The 13,958-nt window shown below is 42.4% G+C and carries 9 protein-coding genes and 1 pseudogene; 7 read left to right on the plus strand and 3 right to left on the minus strand.

Going from position 1 to position 13,958, the window contains the following annotated elements; translation table 11 throughout:
• Positions 1–60: 60 nt before the first annotated feature.
• A complete protein-coding gene (locus DP116_RS20180; protein ID WP_169156869.1) occupies positions 61–678 on the minus strand; it encodes a TetR/AcrR family transcriptional regulator in 618 nt (205 codons plus the stop codon).
• Positions 679–1,002: 324 nt separating this feature from the next.
• Between DP116_RS20180 and DP116_RS20185 the strand changes: the two genes are divergently transcribed.
• The 7 genes and pseudogenes from DP116_RS20185 (at position 1,003) to DP116_RS20215 (ending at position 9,532) form a co-directional block, all read left to right on the plus strand.
• Positions 1,003–2,307 (plus strand): biotin/lipoyl-binding protein, encoded by a 1,305-nt coding sequence (locus DP116_RS20185; RefSeq protein WP_169156870.1) that lies wholly within the window; start codon positions 1,003–1,005, stop codon positions 2,305–2,307.
• Complete coding sequence (devC, locus tag DP116_RS20190; protein ID WP_169156871.1) at positions 2,304–3,497, plus strand: ABC transporter permease DevC; 1,194 nt, start codon at positions 2,304–2,306, stop codon at positions 3,495–3,497. Before DP116_RS20185 ends, devC begins: the two co-directional genes overlap by 4 nt.
• A 264-nt stretch (positions 3,498–3,761) precedes the next feature.
• Complete coding sequence (locus DP116_RS20195; RefSeq protein ID WP_169156877.1) at positions 3,762–4,460, plus strand: DevA family ABC transporter ATP-binding protein; 699 nt, start codon at positions 3,762–3,764, stop codon at positions 4,458–4,460.
• A 137-nt stretch (positions 4,461–4,597) separates the two neighbouring features.
• Positions 4,598–5,233, plus strand: a complete 636-nt coding sequence (locus tag DP116_RS20200) for a Uma2 family endonuclease (protein WP_169156872.1) — start codon at positions 4,598–4,600, stop codon at positions 5,231–5,233.
• A 438-nt stretch (positions 5,234–5,671) separates the two neighbouring features.
• On the plus strand, positions 5,672–7,486 hold the full coding sequence (locus tag DP116_RS20205) for a type 1 periplasmic-binding domain-containing protein (RefSeq protein ID WP_169156873.1): 1,815 nt from the start codon (positions 5,672–5,674) through the stop codon (positions 7,484–7,486).
• 285 nt (positions 7,487–7,771) lie between these two features.
• Positions 7,772–7,927 (plus strand): annotated as a pseudogene (locus tag DP116_RS20210) (D-glutamate cyclase family protein); the annotation flags it as partial.
• 54 nt (positions 7,928–7,981) lie between these two features.
• Positions 7,982–9,532, plus strand: a complete 1,551-nt coding sequence (locus DP116_RS20215; RefSeq protein WP_169156874.1) for a hydantoinase B/oxoprolinase family protein — start codon at positions 7,982–7,984, stop codon at positions 9,530–9,532.
• A 43-nt stretch (positions 9,533–9,575) separates the two neighbouring features.
• On the opposite strand, the gene DP116_RS20220 is transcribed toward DP116_RS20215, so the two are convergent.
• Both DP116_RS20220 and secA read right to left on the minus strand, forming a co-directional pair.
• A complete protein-coding gene (locus tag DP116_RS20220) occupies positions 9,576–10,703 on the minus strand; it encodes a BUD32 family EKC/KEOPS complex subunit (RefSeq protein ID WP_169156875.1) in 1,128 nt (375 codons plus the stop codon).
• A gap of 151 nt (positions 10,704–10,854) precedes the next feature.
• Positions 10,855–13,650, minus strand: a complete 2,796-nt coding sequence (secA, locus tag DP116_RS20225) for a preprotein translocase subunit SecA (protein ID WP_169156876.1) — start codon at positions 13,648–13,650, stop codon at positions 10,855–10,857.
• Between the last annotated feature and the right edge of the window lie 308 nt (positions 13,651–13,958).

The following is a 13,958-nucleotide window of genomic DNA, read 5'->3' on the forward strand; positions in this document are numbered from 1 at the left end:
ACTGATAACTGATAACTGATAACTGATAACTGATAACTGATAACTGATAACTGATGCAAGTCAAGCAGCCGATTTGAGAATAAAGTGTATCAAAGCATCAATCAGGCGATCGCTCTCCATAGGAAGAATTTCCTTACCATTCATCATCTCCTGAGTCATCACAAAATGAACCAATGACCCGACAAGAATTCGTGCCGTTGCCTCAGGATCTGGTATCTTTAGTTCAGGGTGAGAAGCCAGGTAAGACTTTAGAGTGTCAATCGTCGGCTTTACTAAGGTAATTATACAAAGCTGGGCTAACTCAGGAAAACGACCAGACTCCCCAATCACCACTCGCTTAAACGCATGAAACTCTTCGTCTTTGAGCATCTGATTCAATGCTTTGGTTACCAAGCGCCGTAGTACTATTTTCGGGTCTCCCTCAAGAGGTTCTGTACCGAAAATAGAATGAAATCGCTCTTGAGCGAGTTTTTCTATCAGTGCTTTAAAAAGTCCTTGTTTATCTTGAAAGTGGCTATATACCGTAGCTTTAGAAACTCCAGCAGACGCCGCCACCCTATCCATGCTTGTACCAGCAAAGCCATGAAGGAGAAATTCATGCATCGCCCCTTGCAAGATTCGTTCAACCTTCTCTAATGAACTATCGCGCTCAATTTCAGTAACTCTTTCACGTACCATTTTTCAAAAACACTGTCCTATAAACAATCTTATAGAAGTTCTTTGGCTGTCTGAGATGACTTAATATTATATGCAACTTTTTTCAATATATCTAAAACTTACGCATTGACACAAAAGTGAGTATATGCCTTCAAGCCCATCTTCTCTTTGAGGAGCTGTCGAATTTGCTATAGAATGCTACTCTATAGGGATTCTCTGAATCCCGCGCTTGAGGCGAAAGTTGTTGTCCTATAAAGTGCTAAAAATAGGACTGAACTAACTGATTTAATTTAGATATATTATAAGACTAAACGGTTTAGTTTTACAGGCAACGGAACGATAACTATGCTTGAACACTCGAACCTGGAGGGTTCATCTGAGCTAAAACCTATATTTCGTCTACCTTTTCTTCTAGTTATACTTGCAACTATAACATCAGGTGGAATTAGTGTTTATACTGTTCAACGATTTCAGAATGACGCAAAAACAGCAAAACAGCAAGCAGCCCCAGTAGTACAAGTAACAACAGTAACAGCCCTAGGACGATTAGAGCCAAAGGGAGAAATCATTAAACTTTCGGCACCAGCATCAGCAGAAGGAAGTCGGGTGGAACAGTTGCTTGTGCGGGAAGGAACTAAGGTGAAGCAAGGGCAGCTGGTTGCGATTTTGGATAGTCGCGATAAACTAGGTGCAGCAGTAGCAGAAGCACAGGAACAGGTACGAGTCGCCCAAGCAAATCTTGTCCAAATCAAAGCGGGTGCCAAAAAGGGTGAAACAGACGCGCAAAAAGCAGCTATTGCCCGCATCCAGGCAGAACAAGGCACGGAAGTTCAAGCACAACAAGCAACCATTGCCCGCTTAGAGGCAGAAAGAGATACGGAAATCGAGGCACAAAAAGCAACGATTGCTCAACTGCAGGCACAGCTCAACAATGCTCTAGCGGAATACCGACGCTATCAAACACTTTATCAACAAGGGGCGATTTCTACGTCGTTCCAGGATACCAAGCGCTTGACTCTGACTACAGCGCAGCAAAAAATAGTAGAAGCACAAGCAAACCTCAAACGCATCGAAACATCCCGAGAACAACAACTGGCAGAAGCACGAGCAAACCTCAAACGCATCGAAACATCCCGAAAACAACAACTGGCAGAAGCACGAGCAACCTTAGATAAAATTGCAGAAGTCCGTTCTGTGGATGTTGCAGCAGCACAGGCAGAAGTTAATCGTGCTGCTGCAGCTGTCAAAAGAGCGGAGGCGAATTTAAGACAGGCTTTCGTGCGATCGCCCCAAGAAGGTGAAGTCTTCAAAATTCGTACCCGTCCTGGAGAGTTAGTCTCTAATGACGGTATTGTCGAGATGGGGCAAAACGCTCAGATGTACGCAGTTGCAGAAGTGTACCAAAGTGACATCAATAAAGTACGTTTGGGGCAACCAGTACGGCTACTCAGTGATTCTGTAGCTGGTGAATTGTCAGGGATTGTAGATCGGATTGATTCGCAAGTTCTACGGCAAAATGTGATCAACAGTGATCCCACAAGCAATATTGACTCCAGAATTGTGGAAGTGCACGTAAAACTTGATCAGCCATCCACCCTCAAAGCAGCTAAATTCTCTAATTTGCAAGTCAAGGCGGTGATTTCACTGTGATTGGACTGATAACCCAGCAAATCCAGCAACTAAGCAGGCGAACACCACTAGGATGGCTGCAACTGAGTCACCAGAAGGGGCGCTTTTTGGTGGCATTAGCAGGGATTGCCTTTGCTGATGTTCTCATGTTCATACAAATGGGGTTTCAAGCTGCCTTATTTGACAGTAACACCAGACTGCATACTGCGATGCAAGCAGACATTTTTTTAATGAGTCTCCAAGGACGTAACCTGGCATATCTGTCTACATTCCCTCGCCGGCGATTGTTCCAGGCGATGGATGTACCAGGGGTAAAGTCAGCGGAGGCAATGTATATTAACTTTCTTGATTGGAAGAATCCCCAAACGCTTAAGAAGACTGGAGTCCTCGTAGTAGGAATTAATCCTAATAAGCTACTCTTTGATTTACCAGATGTTAACCGTCAATTAAATGTTCTCAAGCTACCGGATACAGTTTTATTTGATCGTGGTTCTCAAGGAGATTACGCCAAGATCATAGCCCAAATCGACCAAGGGAAATCTGTTACCACCGAGATACAACGGCGGACACTCACTGTGAGTGGCTTATTTAAAGTCGGGGCTTCCTTTATTGCTGATGGTAGTTTGATAACCAGCGACCAAAACTTTTTGCGACTCTTTCCCGGACAACAAGCAAGCAGCGTGAATCTAGGTTTGATTCAGCTACAACCAGGTTATGATCCTAAGCTTGTGTCAAAGACCTTGAAATCTTATCTGGGTAGTAGTCAGGATGTCAAAGTCTTTACAAAAGAGGAATTTATTAAATTTGAGAAAGACTACTGGCAAAAAAGTACTGCAATCGGCTTTATCTTTAGCTTGGGTGCAGCAATGGGCTTCATGGTAGGGGTGATTATCGTCTATCAAGTCCTTTCCACCGATGTGAATGCACATATGAAAGAATACGCCACCTTCAAAGCAATGGGTTATCGTAACGCCTACTTATTAGGAGTGGTGTTTGAAGAAGCAATCATTCTGGCAGTATTGGGTTTTCTACCTGGTCTCACTGTGTCTGTGGGACTGTATGCTCTCACGCGGAATGCCACCGGTTTACCGCTAATCATGACAATAGCACGAGCAGTTCAGGTACAGATGCTGACAATAATTATGTGTATGATTTCTGGGGCGATCGCCACTCGTAAAGTCCAATCTGCTGACCCCGCTGATATGTTCTAAACCCATGTTCTACAGAACCAGAGGACTCAAAGACGCACCGGACGCGGAGAATAACTAATGACTAATGACTAATGACTAATAGACATCTCCAGAAATTAATTATGCGTTACGTGAAACCCTCGTAGAGAACGCCACATCGCTCAACGCGGGAAACCCGCGCACGCGAGTGGCTCCGTTACATGTAACGTCTCTACATTGTTTTTCACCAGATGTCTAATGACTAATGACCAATGACCAATGACCAATGACTAATAACTAATGACTATGACGAATCAACCTGTTATCTCTATTCAAAATCTCAACCACTACTTTGGTAAAGGTCAACTTCGCAAACAAGTGCTATATGATATCAACTTAGAGATTAACGCCGGTGAAATTATCATTATGACAGGTCCGTCTGGTTCTGGGAAAACCACACTTCTGACCTTAGTAGGTGGGTTGCGTTCTGCCCAAGAAGGTCGTTTGCGAGTGTTAGGACGAGAACTCTGTGGTGCGAATGCACAACAACTCACACTAGCGCGACGCAGTAACGGCTATATTTTCCAAGCACACAACCTGCATGGTAGCTTAAGCGCACTGCAAAACGTCAGGATGGGCTTGGAACTCCACAAAAGTATAACTCCAGCAGAAATGAAAAGACGCTCAGCCGAGATGCTAGAGTTGGTAGGATTAGGCAATCGTGTCAATTATTATCCGGATGATTTGTCAGGAGGACAAAAACAACGGGTTGCGATCGCCCGTGCGCTGGTGAGTCACCCTAAAATGGTTCTCGCAGACGAACCCACCGCCGCCCTTGATAGTAAGTCGGGTCGAGATGTGGTGAACCTGATGCACAATTTGGCGAAAGAGCAAGCTTGTACGATTTTGTTAGTGACTCATGACAATCGTATTTTGGATATAGCTGATCGCATTGTCTACATGGAAGATGGTAAGTTAGCGAAAGCTCCTGCTACTGTTGGATAGCAGAATATATTTTTGAATACGTGGTGATAGATACAACTATATAAAAAACAAAAACGCGGGTTAATGCAAAAACTCCTCACTGGAGAATGGCGCGTCAAAATTGAGAAAGCAGGACAGCAGTTAACGGAGACAAAAACATGAGCGTAACTATTCCCCTACATGCCATAGAACTCGCTCCCGGTAGCCAGATTGCCATTCATAACCTGTCCTGGCAAGACTTTGAGCGACTTCTCGAAGACTTGGGAGAAAAACGCAACACCCGCATTGCTTACTACCGAGGAACCTTAGAAATAATGTCCCCGTTAGCATTACATGAGCGTCCCCACCGCATCATTGCTTACATCATCACCACAATTCTGGAGGAACAAGGACGCAACTGGGAAGACTTCGGCTCGACGACTTTTAAACGTCCAGATATTGCTGGGGTTGAACCAGATACCTGCTTTTATATTCAAAATGCCAGCCAGGTCAAAGGATGTACTCAAATGGATTTAACCGTATATCCTCCCTGTGACCTTGCGGTTGAATCTGATGTTACCTCAAAAACAACCCTCAACGCCTACATATCCCTGAGAGTTCCGGAAGTGTGGATTTACAGCAACCATCAACTAACCGTTTACATTCTCCAAGCTGACGGCTACGTAGAATCTCTCCTCAGTCCCACCTTTCCTAATTTACCCGTCACTGAACTTATTCCCCGACTGGTGCAAAAAGCAATTGATGACGGAACCAGGCAAATGCTGCGAGAACTGAGAGCTTTGCTACGGGATTGACATCCTCCCACCGCGCTCCCCTTAAAACAGCCAGAAAGCTCAGGATAAAAGCTTTTTGAATGCGTGAATGCGTGAATGAGCGAATTCCAAGGCAGCGGTACTAGACAGATGCTGTCGTCTCAAAGTTCTTTTTGGCATCTTGGCGTGAGATAATCATCCTATTTTCATTTCATGCGGCGAAATAAAACGCACGACTTCCACCAGCCAATGAAAAGATCCAATAAACTTTGGTTTTATAAGGTTGTTTTGGCATCTTAGCGCGAGATAGTCTGGCGGGGTGGTTCCCGAGATATCTGCGACTCGGGCACCTAAAGATATAACTTGTTTCAACACCTGTAGAAATTATTTCCACACCAATAGGATAACCTGACCTGAAAATCAGACTATCATTTTGAAAAAAAGTGATGATATCTGAATATGTGTCAAAATTGTCAACAGGTGATAGAAAAATTAGCTATTAATATTGAACTTTTCTTCAACGATTTAAATACTCTTGCAAATAAAAAGAAACTCAGTGATCTAGATAGAGTCATTATTTGTCACTCTTTATTAGGGTTTTCTCGACAAGAAATAGCTAATATAGTCAAGTTGTTTGACCAAAAAATTAGAGATAGACTGACTAATAATATATATCCGAGAATAGCAGAGCTAATGTGCGTTGACCAAGAGGAGATAGCTGGCAATTGGGTAAAAATTATTAATTTTTTACTCAATCCACAAAAAGGTTATAAATTGAATCCTGCTCCTCAATTAAATAGTGATAACTTTCAAGGAAGTTTTGGTAGACAAATTTTCCTTTATCCACCTAACCAAGAAATTGTTAAATATCAGATTGAAGGAACCCATTTTTATCAGCAAGGGCTTTACTATCAAGCATTTCAATGTTTTGTCATGGCTTGGAATAAAGAACGGAAGATTTATGGAATTGGTAATCCAGAAGTCTTAATCTATATTAATAACTGCTTAATTGAATATAAAAAATCTCTTTTACAAGACAAAGGTATTAAAATTTATACTCTAGCTGTAATTGTTCCATTTTTTCATAATCAGGGTCACGTCGCTGCAGAAATTTTACGAGGAATTGCCCAAATACAATTACAAGTTAATCTGCCAAGCTTTGAAAAAATTTCTTTAGGCACAGAGATAAATTTAGATGATATCAAACCCAGTGTTTTATTGACTCTGATATGTCGTCACATAGCCCTGCAAATTCTCATTGTTAATGAACCTAATAATTTATACGCACCCTATAACCAAACAGCAGAAAAGTTAGCCGACTTAGCACCACAGTTAAACCTGATTGCTATTATTGGTCATTACTCAAGCGAAATGACAAAAAACGCACTGTATTTCTATGCCCGAAAAGGGTTAGTTTTAGTAAATTCTAGTAGTACATCTAATGAACTTTCCGATTTATCTGTAGGTGAAAGCTTATCTTTTTTTAGATTAACGACTCAAGACAGTATTAATGCTAAAAAAATGGCTGATTATTTGAATAAAAAAGTTTCCAATCAAATTCCCAAGAAAGTAGCTATTATCTATAATCAAAATAGTACTTACAGTACTTCCTACAGAAACAGTCTTAAGAAATATCTAGAACAAGATAAAGAAAGATTTGTTTTTATAGAGGAATGTAGTTATCTCAGTGAAAATTATTATCAAGTAGAAAAATATCTAAAAAATATTAGACAAGATGACGTTAATATTATCATCATAATTCCTGATGGAGGAATTGAACCATTATCCCTCGATAACGCTGGGCTGATTAGCCGACTAAATCTCAACAACTGTCTCATAGCTGGCTCAGCCACTTTTTATCATGATAATGTTTTACATTGGATTCATGAGCAAAACCAGTGTCATTCTATGAATCAAAATCAGCGTCAAATTATAGCTTGTATTCCTTGGCATTGGCATAGTCAAGAAAACGGGTGTGACAGTTCTAATTCTATAGGGCAGAGTTTTTGTCAAATCGGCGCTCAGTTATGGGGAACAGAAAACTTAACATGGCGCAGTGCAACAGCTTTTGATTCGGTATTAATAATTTTGAAAATTCTAGAAGAATATCAGAGTCAAGTTAGCCAATGTTTACTGACACACATGAATCAATATTTCAAAGAAAAGAGAAAACACGTAAAGGGAGTTACGGGATTAATTCAATTTGAGAGAAGTGGCGATCGCCTCAATCCCCCAGCAGAAATAGTAGCTGTAAAATGGGATGAAGAACAACAAAAATGGAAATGGAAAATATAATTTTTTAAAAACTACCTACTCTGATAGCGTTTTTTAATTGTGCTTCATACAGTAGAGATGTTCCGGCGGATGGTCTCTACACATCGTTGTGTATCTGATTTCAACAAGAATGGCTATATTTATCCACACCTGTCGTCAAAAATTTCCACAGATGAAGTAGAAATACTCTTAATTCTATTGTTACTCTACTTTTATAGTCTTGAGAGAATTGATAGATGTTGAAAATTGTTGCTGTTCTGGATGGTGCGTTCACAGATATTATCGCTGTGACTAAATTATGGTGATGCTGTCACACTTCGTGATGATGAGGTTCCCGTTTTTTGGGCTTGCGGAGTCACTACTCAAACTGCAATTCTTCAAGCCAAGCCTGAACTAGCAATTACTCATTCTCCTGGACATATGTTTATGACTGATTTGAAAGATGAGTCTCTTACTTTTTAAAGTTGGGGCTAGCGTAGAAATTTACAAAATTTGTAGAAGCTAAAATTGTCAACAATGTACACAACATCTCACAGCGACCCCGTTCGCCTAGAAATTTTTAAAAACCTCTATCAATTTATTGCCGAACAAATGGGGATTGTTCTCCAAAACACGGCAGCATCAGTGAATATTAAGGAAAGACTGGATTTTTCCTGTGCTATTTTTGACTCTTCTGGATTATTAGTCGCTAATGCCCCCCACATTCCTGTGCATTTAGGCTCAATGAGTGAAAGTGTCCGCAGTTTAATTGATGATAAAAGTGACACCACTATACCGGGAAATGTGTATTTATCCAATAATCCTTATAACGGGGGAACACATCTTCCTGATGTGACAGCAATAACTCCTGTTTTTGACGAAGACGAAAAACAAATTATTTTCTATGTTGCTTCTCGCGGACACCAAGCCGATATCGGTGGAATCACTCCCGGTTCAATGCCTCCCCATAGTACCACAGTAGAAGAGGAAGGAATTATTTTTGATAATTTTCTCTTAGTTGAGGAGGGAAATTTTCGGGAAACCGCAGTACGGGAGGTACTCTTAAATCATCCCTATCCTGCTCGTAACCCTGACCAAAATATAGCTGATTTTAAAGCACAAATTGCCGCCAATACAAGGGGAGTTCAAGAACTCCGTAAAATGGTTGACCAATACGGACTCCAAACAGTCCAAGCATACATGAAATTTGTGCAAGATAATGCAGAGGAGTCAGTCAGACGGGCGATAGATGTTCTTAAAGATGGCTCATTTATTTATGAAATGGATAACGGGGCACGCATTCAAGTTAAAGTAACGATTGACCGACAAAATCGCAGTGCTATTATTGATTTTACTGGGACATCTGGACAACTCAATAGTAATTTCAATGCTCCCAAATCCGTAACTCAAGCCGCAGTCTTATATGTTTTCCGGACTTTGGTTGATGATAATATTCCTCTGAATGCTGGGTGTCTTAATCCTCTAGAAATTATTATCCCGGATGGCTGTATGCTTAACCCAACCTATCCAGCAGCAGTTGTAGCGGGTAACGTAGAGACATCTCAAACGATTGTCGATGCTTTATATGGTGCTTTGGGTGTGATGGCTGCGTCTTGTGGAACAATGAATAATTTTACCTTCGGTAATGACCGTTATCAATATTATGAAACCATCTGCGGTGGTTCTGGAGCAGGAGATAATTTTGATGGGACTGATGCAGTCCAAACCCACATGACTAACTCTCGTCTAACTGATCCAGAAGTTTTAGAAACTCGCTATCCTGTACTCTTAGAAAGCTTTAGTCTTCGTCCTGATAGCGGGGGAAAAGGAAAATACTCAGGTGGAAATGGAGTTATCCGCCGCATCCGGTTTAATGAACCCATGACAGCTAATATTCTCTCCAATCATCGGCTTATTCCTCCCTTTGGATTAAATGGTGGACAAGCCGGACTTGTAGGACGCAACTGGATACAACGTCACAATGGAACTGAAGAGAATTTAGACAGCACAGCAACAACACAGATGAAATCAGGGGATGTTTTTGTGATAGAAACTCCTGGGGGAGGAGGATTTGGTTCAATCTGTTGATGAGCCCCTTGTTGGACTGCACTACAGCAAAAAATGATGGCAATTATCCACCCTGGGTTTCAGCATCAGAAATAAACCCCGTCTCTTTGAGCAGTAGTTCTAGTTTTGCGTGATCAAATTTCGTATCCTTCTTGTTATTTCCCCACATATTAGAAAAGAAGTCTTGCATCAGCGTAATAATAATGCGGTATTTGACGATGCTGGCAACATAAAACTCATCTAACTTCATAATCCCGTCAGCATGGATCTGTTCGATGTTGTCGAGTAATATGGATCCCACTTCATAAGGTTGTAAACCTTCTTTTATGCCATATTTTTCCATTATCCTGCGTTTATCGTTCTCTGAACATGAATAATAAGACGGTCGAATTACGTGTCCAAGATTCCGCAGGACTTCGCCATAGTCATAAAATGTGTTCTGCTTAAAGAAAGACTCTTCATCTTTCGTCAACGCAAAACTCTTATCAAGTACCAAACCAAAATCAGTCAAATATATCTGCTCGCCGTCGGTGAGGACGTTGCGAAAATGCGCGTCGAAATGGATAATCCCCTTCTTCCTCAAAAAGTCAATCGTCGTGCGTAACTCATCCAGAGGTTTCTGAAGTTTGTTGGGGTTTTCCTGTAGCCATGTTTCTAGAATATGCGGTATGTATTCAAGGAACATAATCAACTCATAGTTGGCGTGAGCTCTATCCACCACATAATTTCCAGCATTCTCACTATTTCCCCTGGACTCCACATAATCTTTTAGACGTTCCATATCGACATCCGTCTGCCACCCAGAGAACGGAATAATCCGATAATGGTACATTAGTGGGAAAGTGACAATTGCTTCTTCCAACACCCAGTTGGTGGTTTTGATATGCGTCACAAGTTCACGGAAGATCCCAAAACCAGTGGAACCTACGTTGTAATTACAATGAGTTGGCAGATTATAGAGGTTTCTGGTGGAGAACAGGTTGTCGTATTCGATGTTCGTTACTGGAACACGTTTCACAAAGACCTTGGATTCCCCAAAGACGATGGTGTGATTTGTTCCCCAGCCCGTACCCGACTCATTCGACTCACTATTGTCAAACAAAGAACGCAATTGTGCATTATCCAACTGAGCAATTTGTGAACTGAGCTTGAAGTACCTTTTCCTTCTAAGTTCTATATGATTCTTAGCCATTTTCCCCCGTCCAACCACAGTATGAGAAACACTATGAATAAAATACGAGCAGTCTCACACTTTCAGGTAAAAAAAGTTAAAATCAACGTTTTTCCAATGTCACAGACGTGAAATGACCTCGCTACACGAGGAGCTTCACGTCTGTACAACCTCAAACCATTTCTGACGGTGTTTCCATCATTGGCTGAGGCTGAGGTTGAAACATGAACAGGGAGTATACCACATCTCGGCGAATATTGGTCATCATATCCAAGAATAATTCGTACCCTTCGCTCTTGTACTCAATCAGCGGATCTTTTTGACCATAACCCCGCAGTCCTACCGATTCCCGCAGGGCATCCATCTGTTGCAGGTGTTCCCGCCACAGTGTGTCAATCCGCTGCAAAATAAAGAATCGTTCGGCTTGCCGCATTAATCCTGGTCGAATTTGGTCAACTTCTGCTTCTTTGAGATCATAGGCAATACGCACTTGTTCGTGCAGGAAGGCTTTGATTTCACTCATTGCCATATCTTCTAGTTGAGCGGGTTGCAAGTCCGCTAGCAGATAGACAAATTCTTTGACTTTTTCAACCAACTTGTCTAATTCCCATTCTTCTGAGGGTAAGTCTGGGTTGATGTAGAAGTCAACAATGTCATCCATCGTTTTTTCAGCGTACTTGATGACCTGTTCTTTGAGGTCTTGCCCTTCTAGCACCCGACGGCGTTCGGCGTAGATGGCACGACGCTGGTTGTTCATCACTTCGTCGTACTCAAATACCTGCTTACGGATATCGTAGTAGTAGGTTTCGACTTTTTTCTGAGCGCCTTCCAAACTGCGGGTGAGCATTCCAGATTCGATGGGCATATCCTCTTCGACTTGGAAAGCATCCATCAGGCGTGCGACGCGATCGCCACCAAAAATCCGCAGCAGATTATCCTCCAAGCTCAGGAAAAATCTTGTTGAACCGGGGTCACCTTGTCGTCCTGCGCGTCCCCGCAACTGGTTGTCGATCCGTCGCGACTCGTGACGTTCAGTCCCAATCACGTGCAACCCACCCAGTTGTACCACTTCATCGTGTTCACGGTTGGTGTACTGTTCGTATTCGCGCTTAATGCGGTTGTATGCTTCGCGCATTTTCTGAATCACAGGGTCATCAGTGGGAGCTTTTTCTGCTGCGACAGCAACTTTATCTTCTGCTTCTAGTTCGCTTAAGCTGCGATCGCCATACTCCCGCACAGCCGCTTCCACCGCTTCTTTAAGAAGTTTCTCTGTTTCTTTAGAAAGCGAAGTCGGGAAAACTTGTGGTGAAGCTTTCCAAGTTTTGACTTTCTTGCCTGGGACAAAGCCTTGACCTGAGCCACTTCCAGCAGAAGGTAAACCAGCCGCCCTGTGAATATTAAACGTATCTTCATCTTCCGGCTTGACTATCCGGGGCATGAAGTATTCCCGCATCTTCAAACGCGCCATATACTCAGCATTACCACCTAGGATAATGTCAGTACCTCTTCCCGCCATGTTAGTCGCAATCGTCACAGCCCCTCTGCGTCCTGCTTGTGCGACAATCTCTGCTTCGCGTTCAACGTTCTCTGGTCTAGCGTTAAGCAGTTCCTGGGGAATTGCCATTTGCCTTAACAACTGGCTGAGATATTCCGATTTTTCCACACTAGTTGTTCCTACCAGGACTGGTCTACCAACTGTGTGCATTTCGGCACATTCTTTGGCAATTGCCCCCCACTTGCCTGCTTCGGTCTTAAAGACCATATCAGAAAGGTCTTGGCGTCTTCTCGGTCTGTTGGTGGGAATAATCGTGACTTCCAGTTTGTAAATTTTTTCAAACTCGGCTTCTTCTGTCTTCGCTGTTCCGGTCATACCACCGAGTTTTGGATAAAGCAAGAACAGATTTTGGTAAGTAATTGTTGCCAGAGTTTGAGTTTCCGGTTGAATATCTACCCGTTCTTTTGCTTCAATTGCCTGGTGCAGTCCATCACTCCAACGCCGTCCTGGTAAGACTCTACCAGTAAATTCGTCTACAATCACAACTTCTTCGTTGCGGACAATATAGTTGACGTCTTTAAGAAACAGTTCTTTTGCTTTAATACCGTTGAAAACGAAGTGTGCCCAAGGATCTTCGGGGTCAAATAAATCTTTTACCTCTAAAAGTTGTTCTGCTTGAGCAAAGCCTTCATCGGTGAGCAGAACGTTACGAGCTTTTTCATCTACCTCATAATGTTCTTCTTTTTGCAGCGCTCTTGAGATTTCAGCGGCTTTTAAATATTTTTCTGTAGGTCTTTCTACCTGCCCAGAAATAATCAGCGGAGTTCGCGCTTCATCAACTAAGATAGAATCTACCTCGTCAATCACACAGTAATTGAATGGGCGCTGCACAACATCTTTGATGTCTGTTGCCATGTTATCACGCAGGTAGTCAAAACCTATCTCGCTGTTAGTAACATAGGTTATATCACAGTCGTAGTTTTTCTTGCGCTCAGATGGCGTCATGCTTTGCTGAATCAGCCCCACGCTCAATCCCAAGAAGCGATGTAGCTGTCCCATCCATTCTGCGTCCCGACGAGCCAGGTAATCGTTTACAGTGATGACGTGTACGCCTTTTCCTGTTAGGGCATTCAAATAACTTGGCAAAGTCGCAACCAAAGTTTTGCCCTCACCAGTTTTCATTTCGGCAATTTGCCCTGTATGCAGGATAGCACCGCCTAAAAGTTGAACATCAAAGTGCCGCAAGCCTAACACTCGCCGTCCTGCTTCCCGCACAACAGCAAACGCCTCTGGCAAAATATCATCCAGAGTTTCGCCTTTCTTCAGACGCTGTTTCAGTTCTGCCGTTTTGCCCTTTAGCTCTTCGTCTGAAAGGGCTTTTATGTCTTCCTCTAGAAGGTTAATTTCTGTAATGAAAGGTTGATATTTTTTAAGTTTACGAGCGTTGGGGTCGCCCAACAAAGTCTTTAGCATGGCAGATTATACAAAATCAAGGGGAACGGGGATGATTAATGATTGGGATTGATTATAAACTCTTAACCCAACCGATCCGGGTGTGGTTTTGGATGGGTTGTACATGAGAATTTGCTAAAAAACACAAGGATAAAGACCCAATCAAGTTGCTAAATGATTGGTTTTATTTTTCAGCTTAAATTTAGACTGTTTTTATAGTATCATTTCACCTCCAGATGAGGCAGATCAGCCCGACCAAGCAGAGGTCGTGATTGCCCCAAAGGAAGGATACGGGAAGGGGGAACAGGGAACAGGGAACAGGGAACAGG

Origin of the sequence: Brasilonema bromeliae SPC951, from assembly GCF_012912135.1 — a bacterium.
GTDB classification, from domain to species: domain Bacteria; phylum Cyanobacteriota; class Cyanobacteriia; order Cyanobacteriales; family Nostocaceae; genus Brasilonema; species Brasilonema bromeliae.

Coding starts and splice junctions, on each gene's coding strand:
- secA (WP_169156876.1), bottom strand. CDS start 13,650: ATGCTAAAGACTTTGTTGGGCGACCCCAACGCTCGTAAACTTAAAAAA.
- DP116_RS20180 (WP_169156869.1), bottom strand. CDS start 678: ATGGTACGTGAAAGAGTTACTGAAATTGAGCGCGATAGTTCATTAGAG.
- DP116_RS20185 (WP_169156870.1), top strand. CDS start 1,003: ATGCTTGAACACTCGAACCTGGAGGGTTCATCTGAGCTAAAACCTATA.
- DP116_RS20215 (WP_169156874.1), top strand. CDS start 7,982: ATGTACACAACATCTCACAGCGACCCCGTTCGCCTAGAAATTTTTAAA.
- DP116_RS20195 (WP_169156877.1), top strand. CDS start 3,762: ATGACGAATCAACCTGTTATCTCTATTCAAAATCTCAACCACTACTTT.
- DP116_RS20200 (WP_169156872.1), top strand. CDS start 4,598: ATGAGCGTAACTATTCCCCTACATGCCATAGAACTCGCTCCCGGTAGC.
- DP116_RS20220 (WP_169156875.1), bottom strand. CDS start 10,703: ATGGCTAAGAATCATATAGAACTTAGAAGGAAAAGGTACTTCAAGCTC.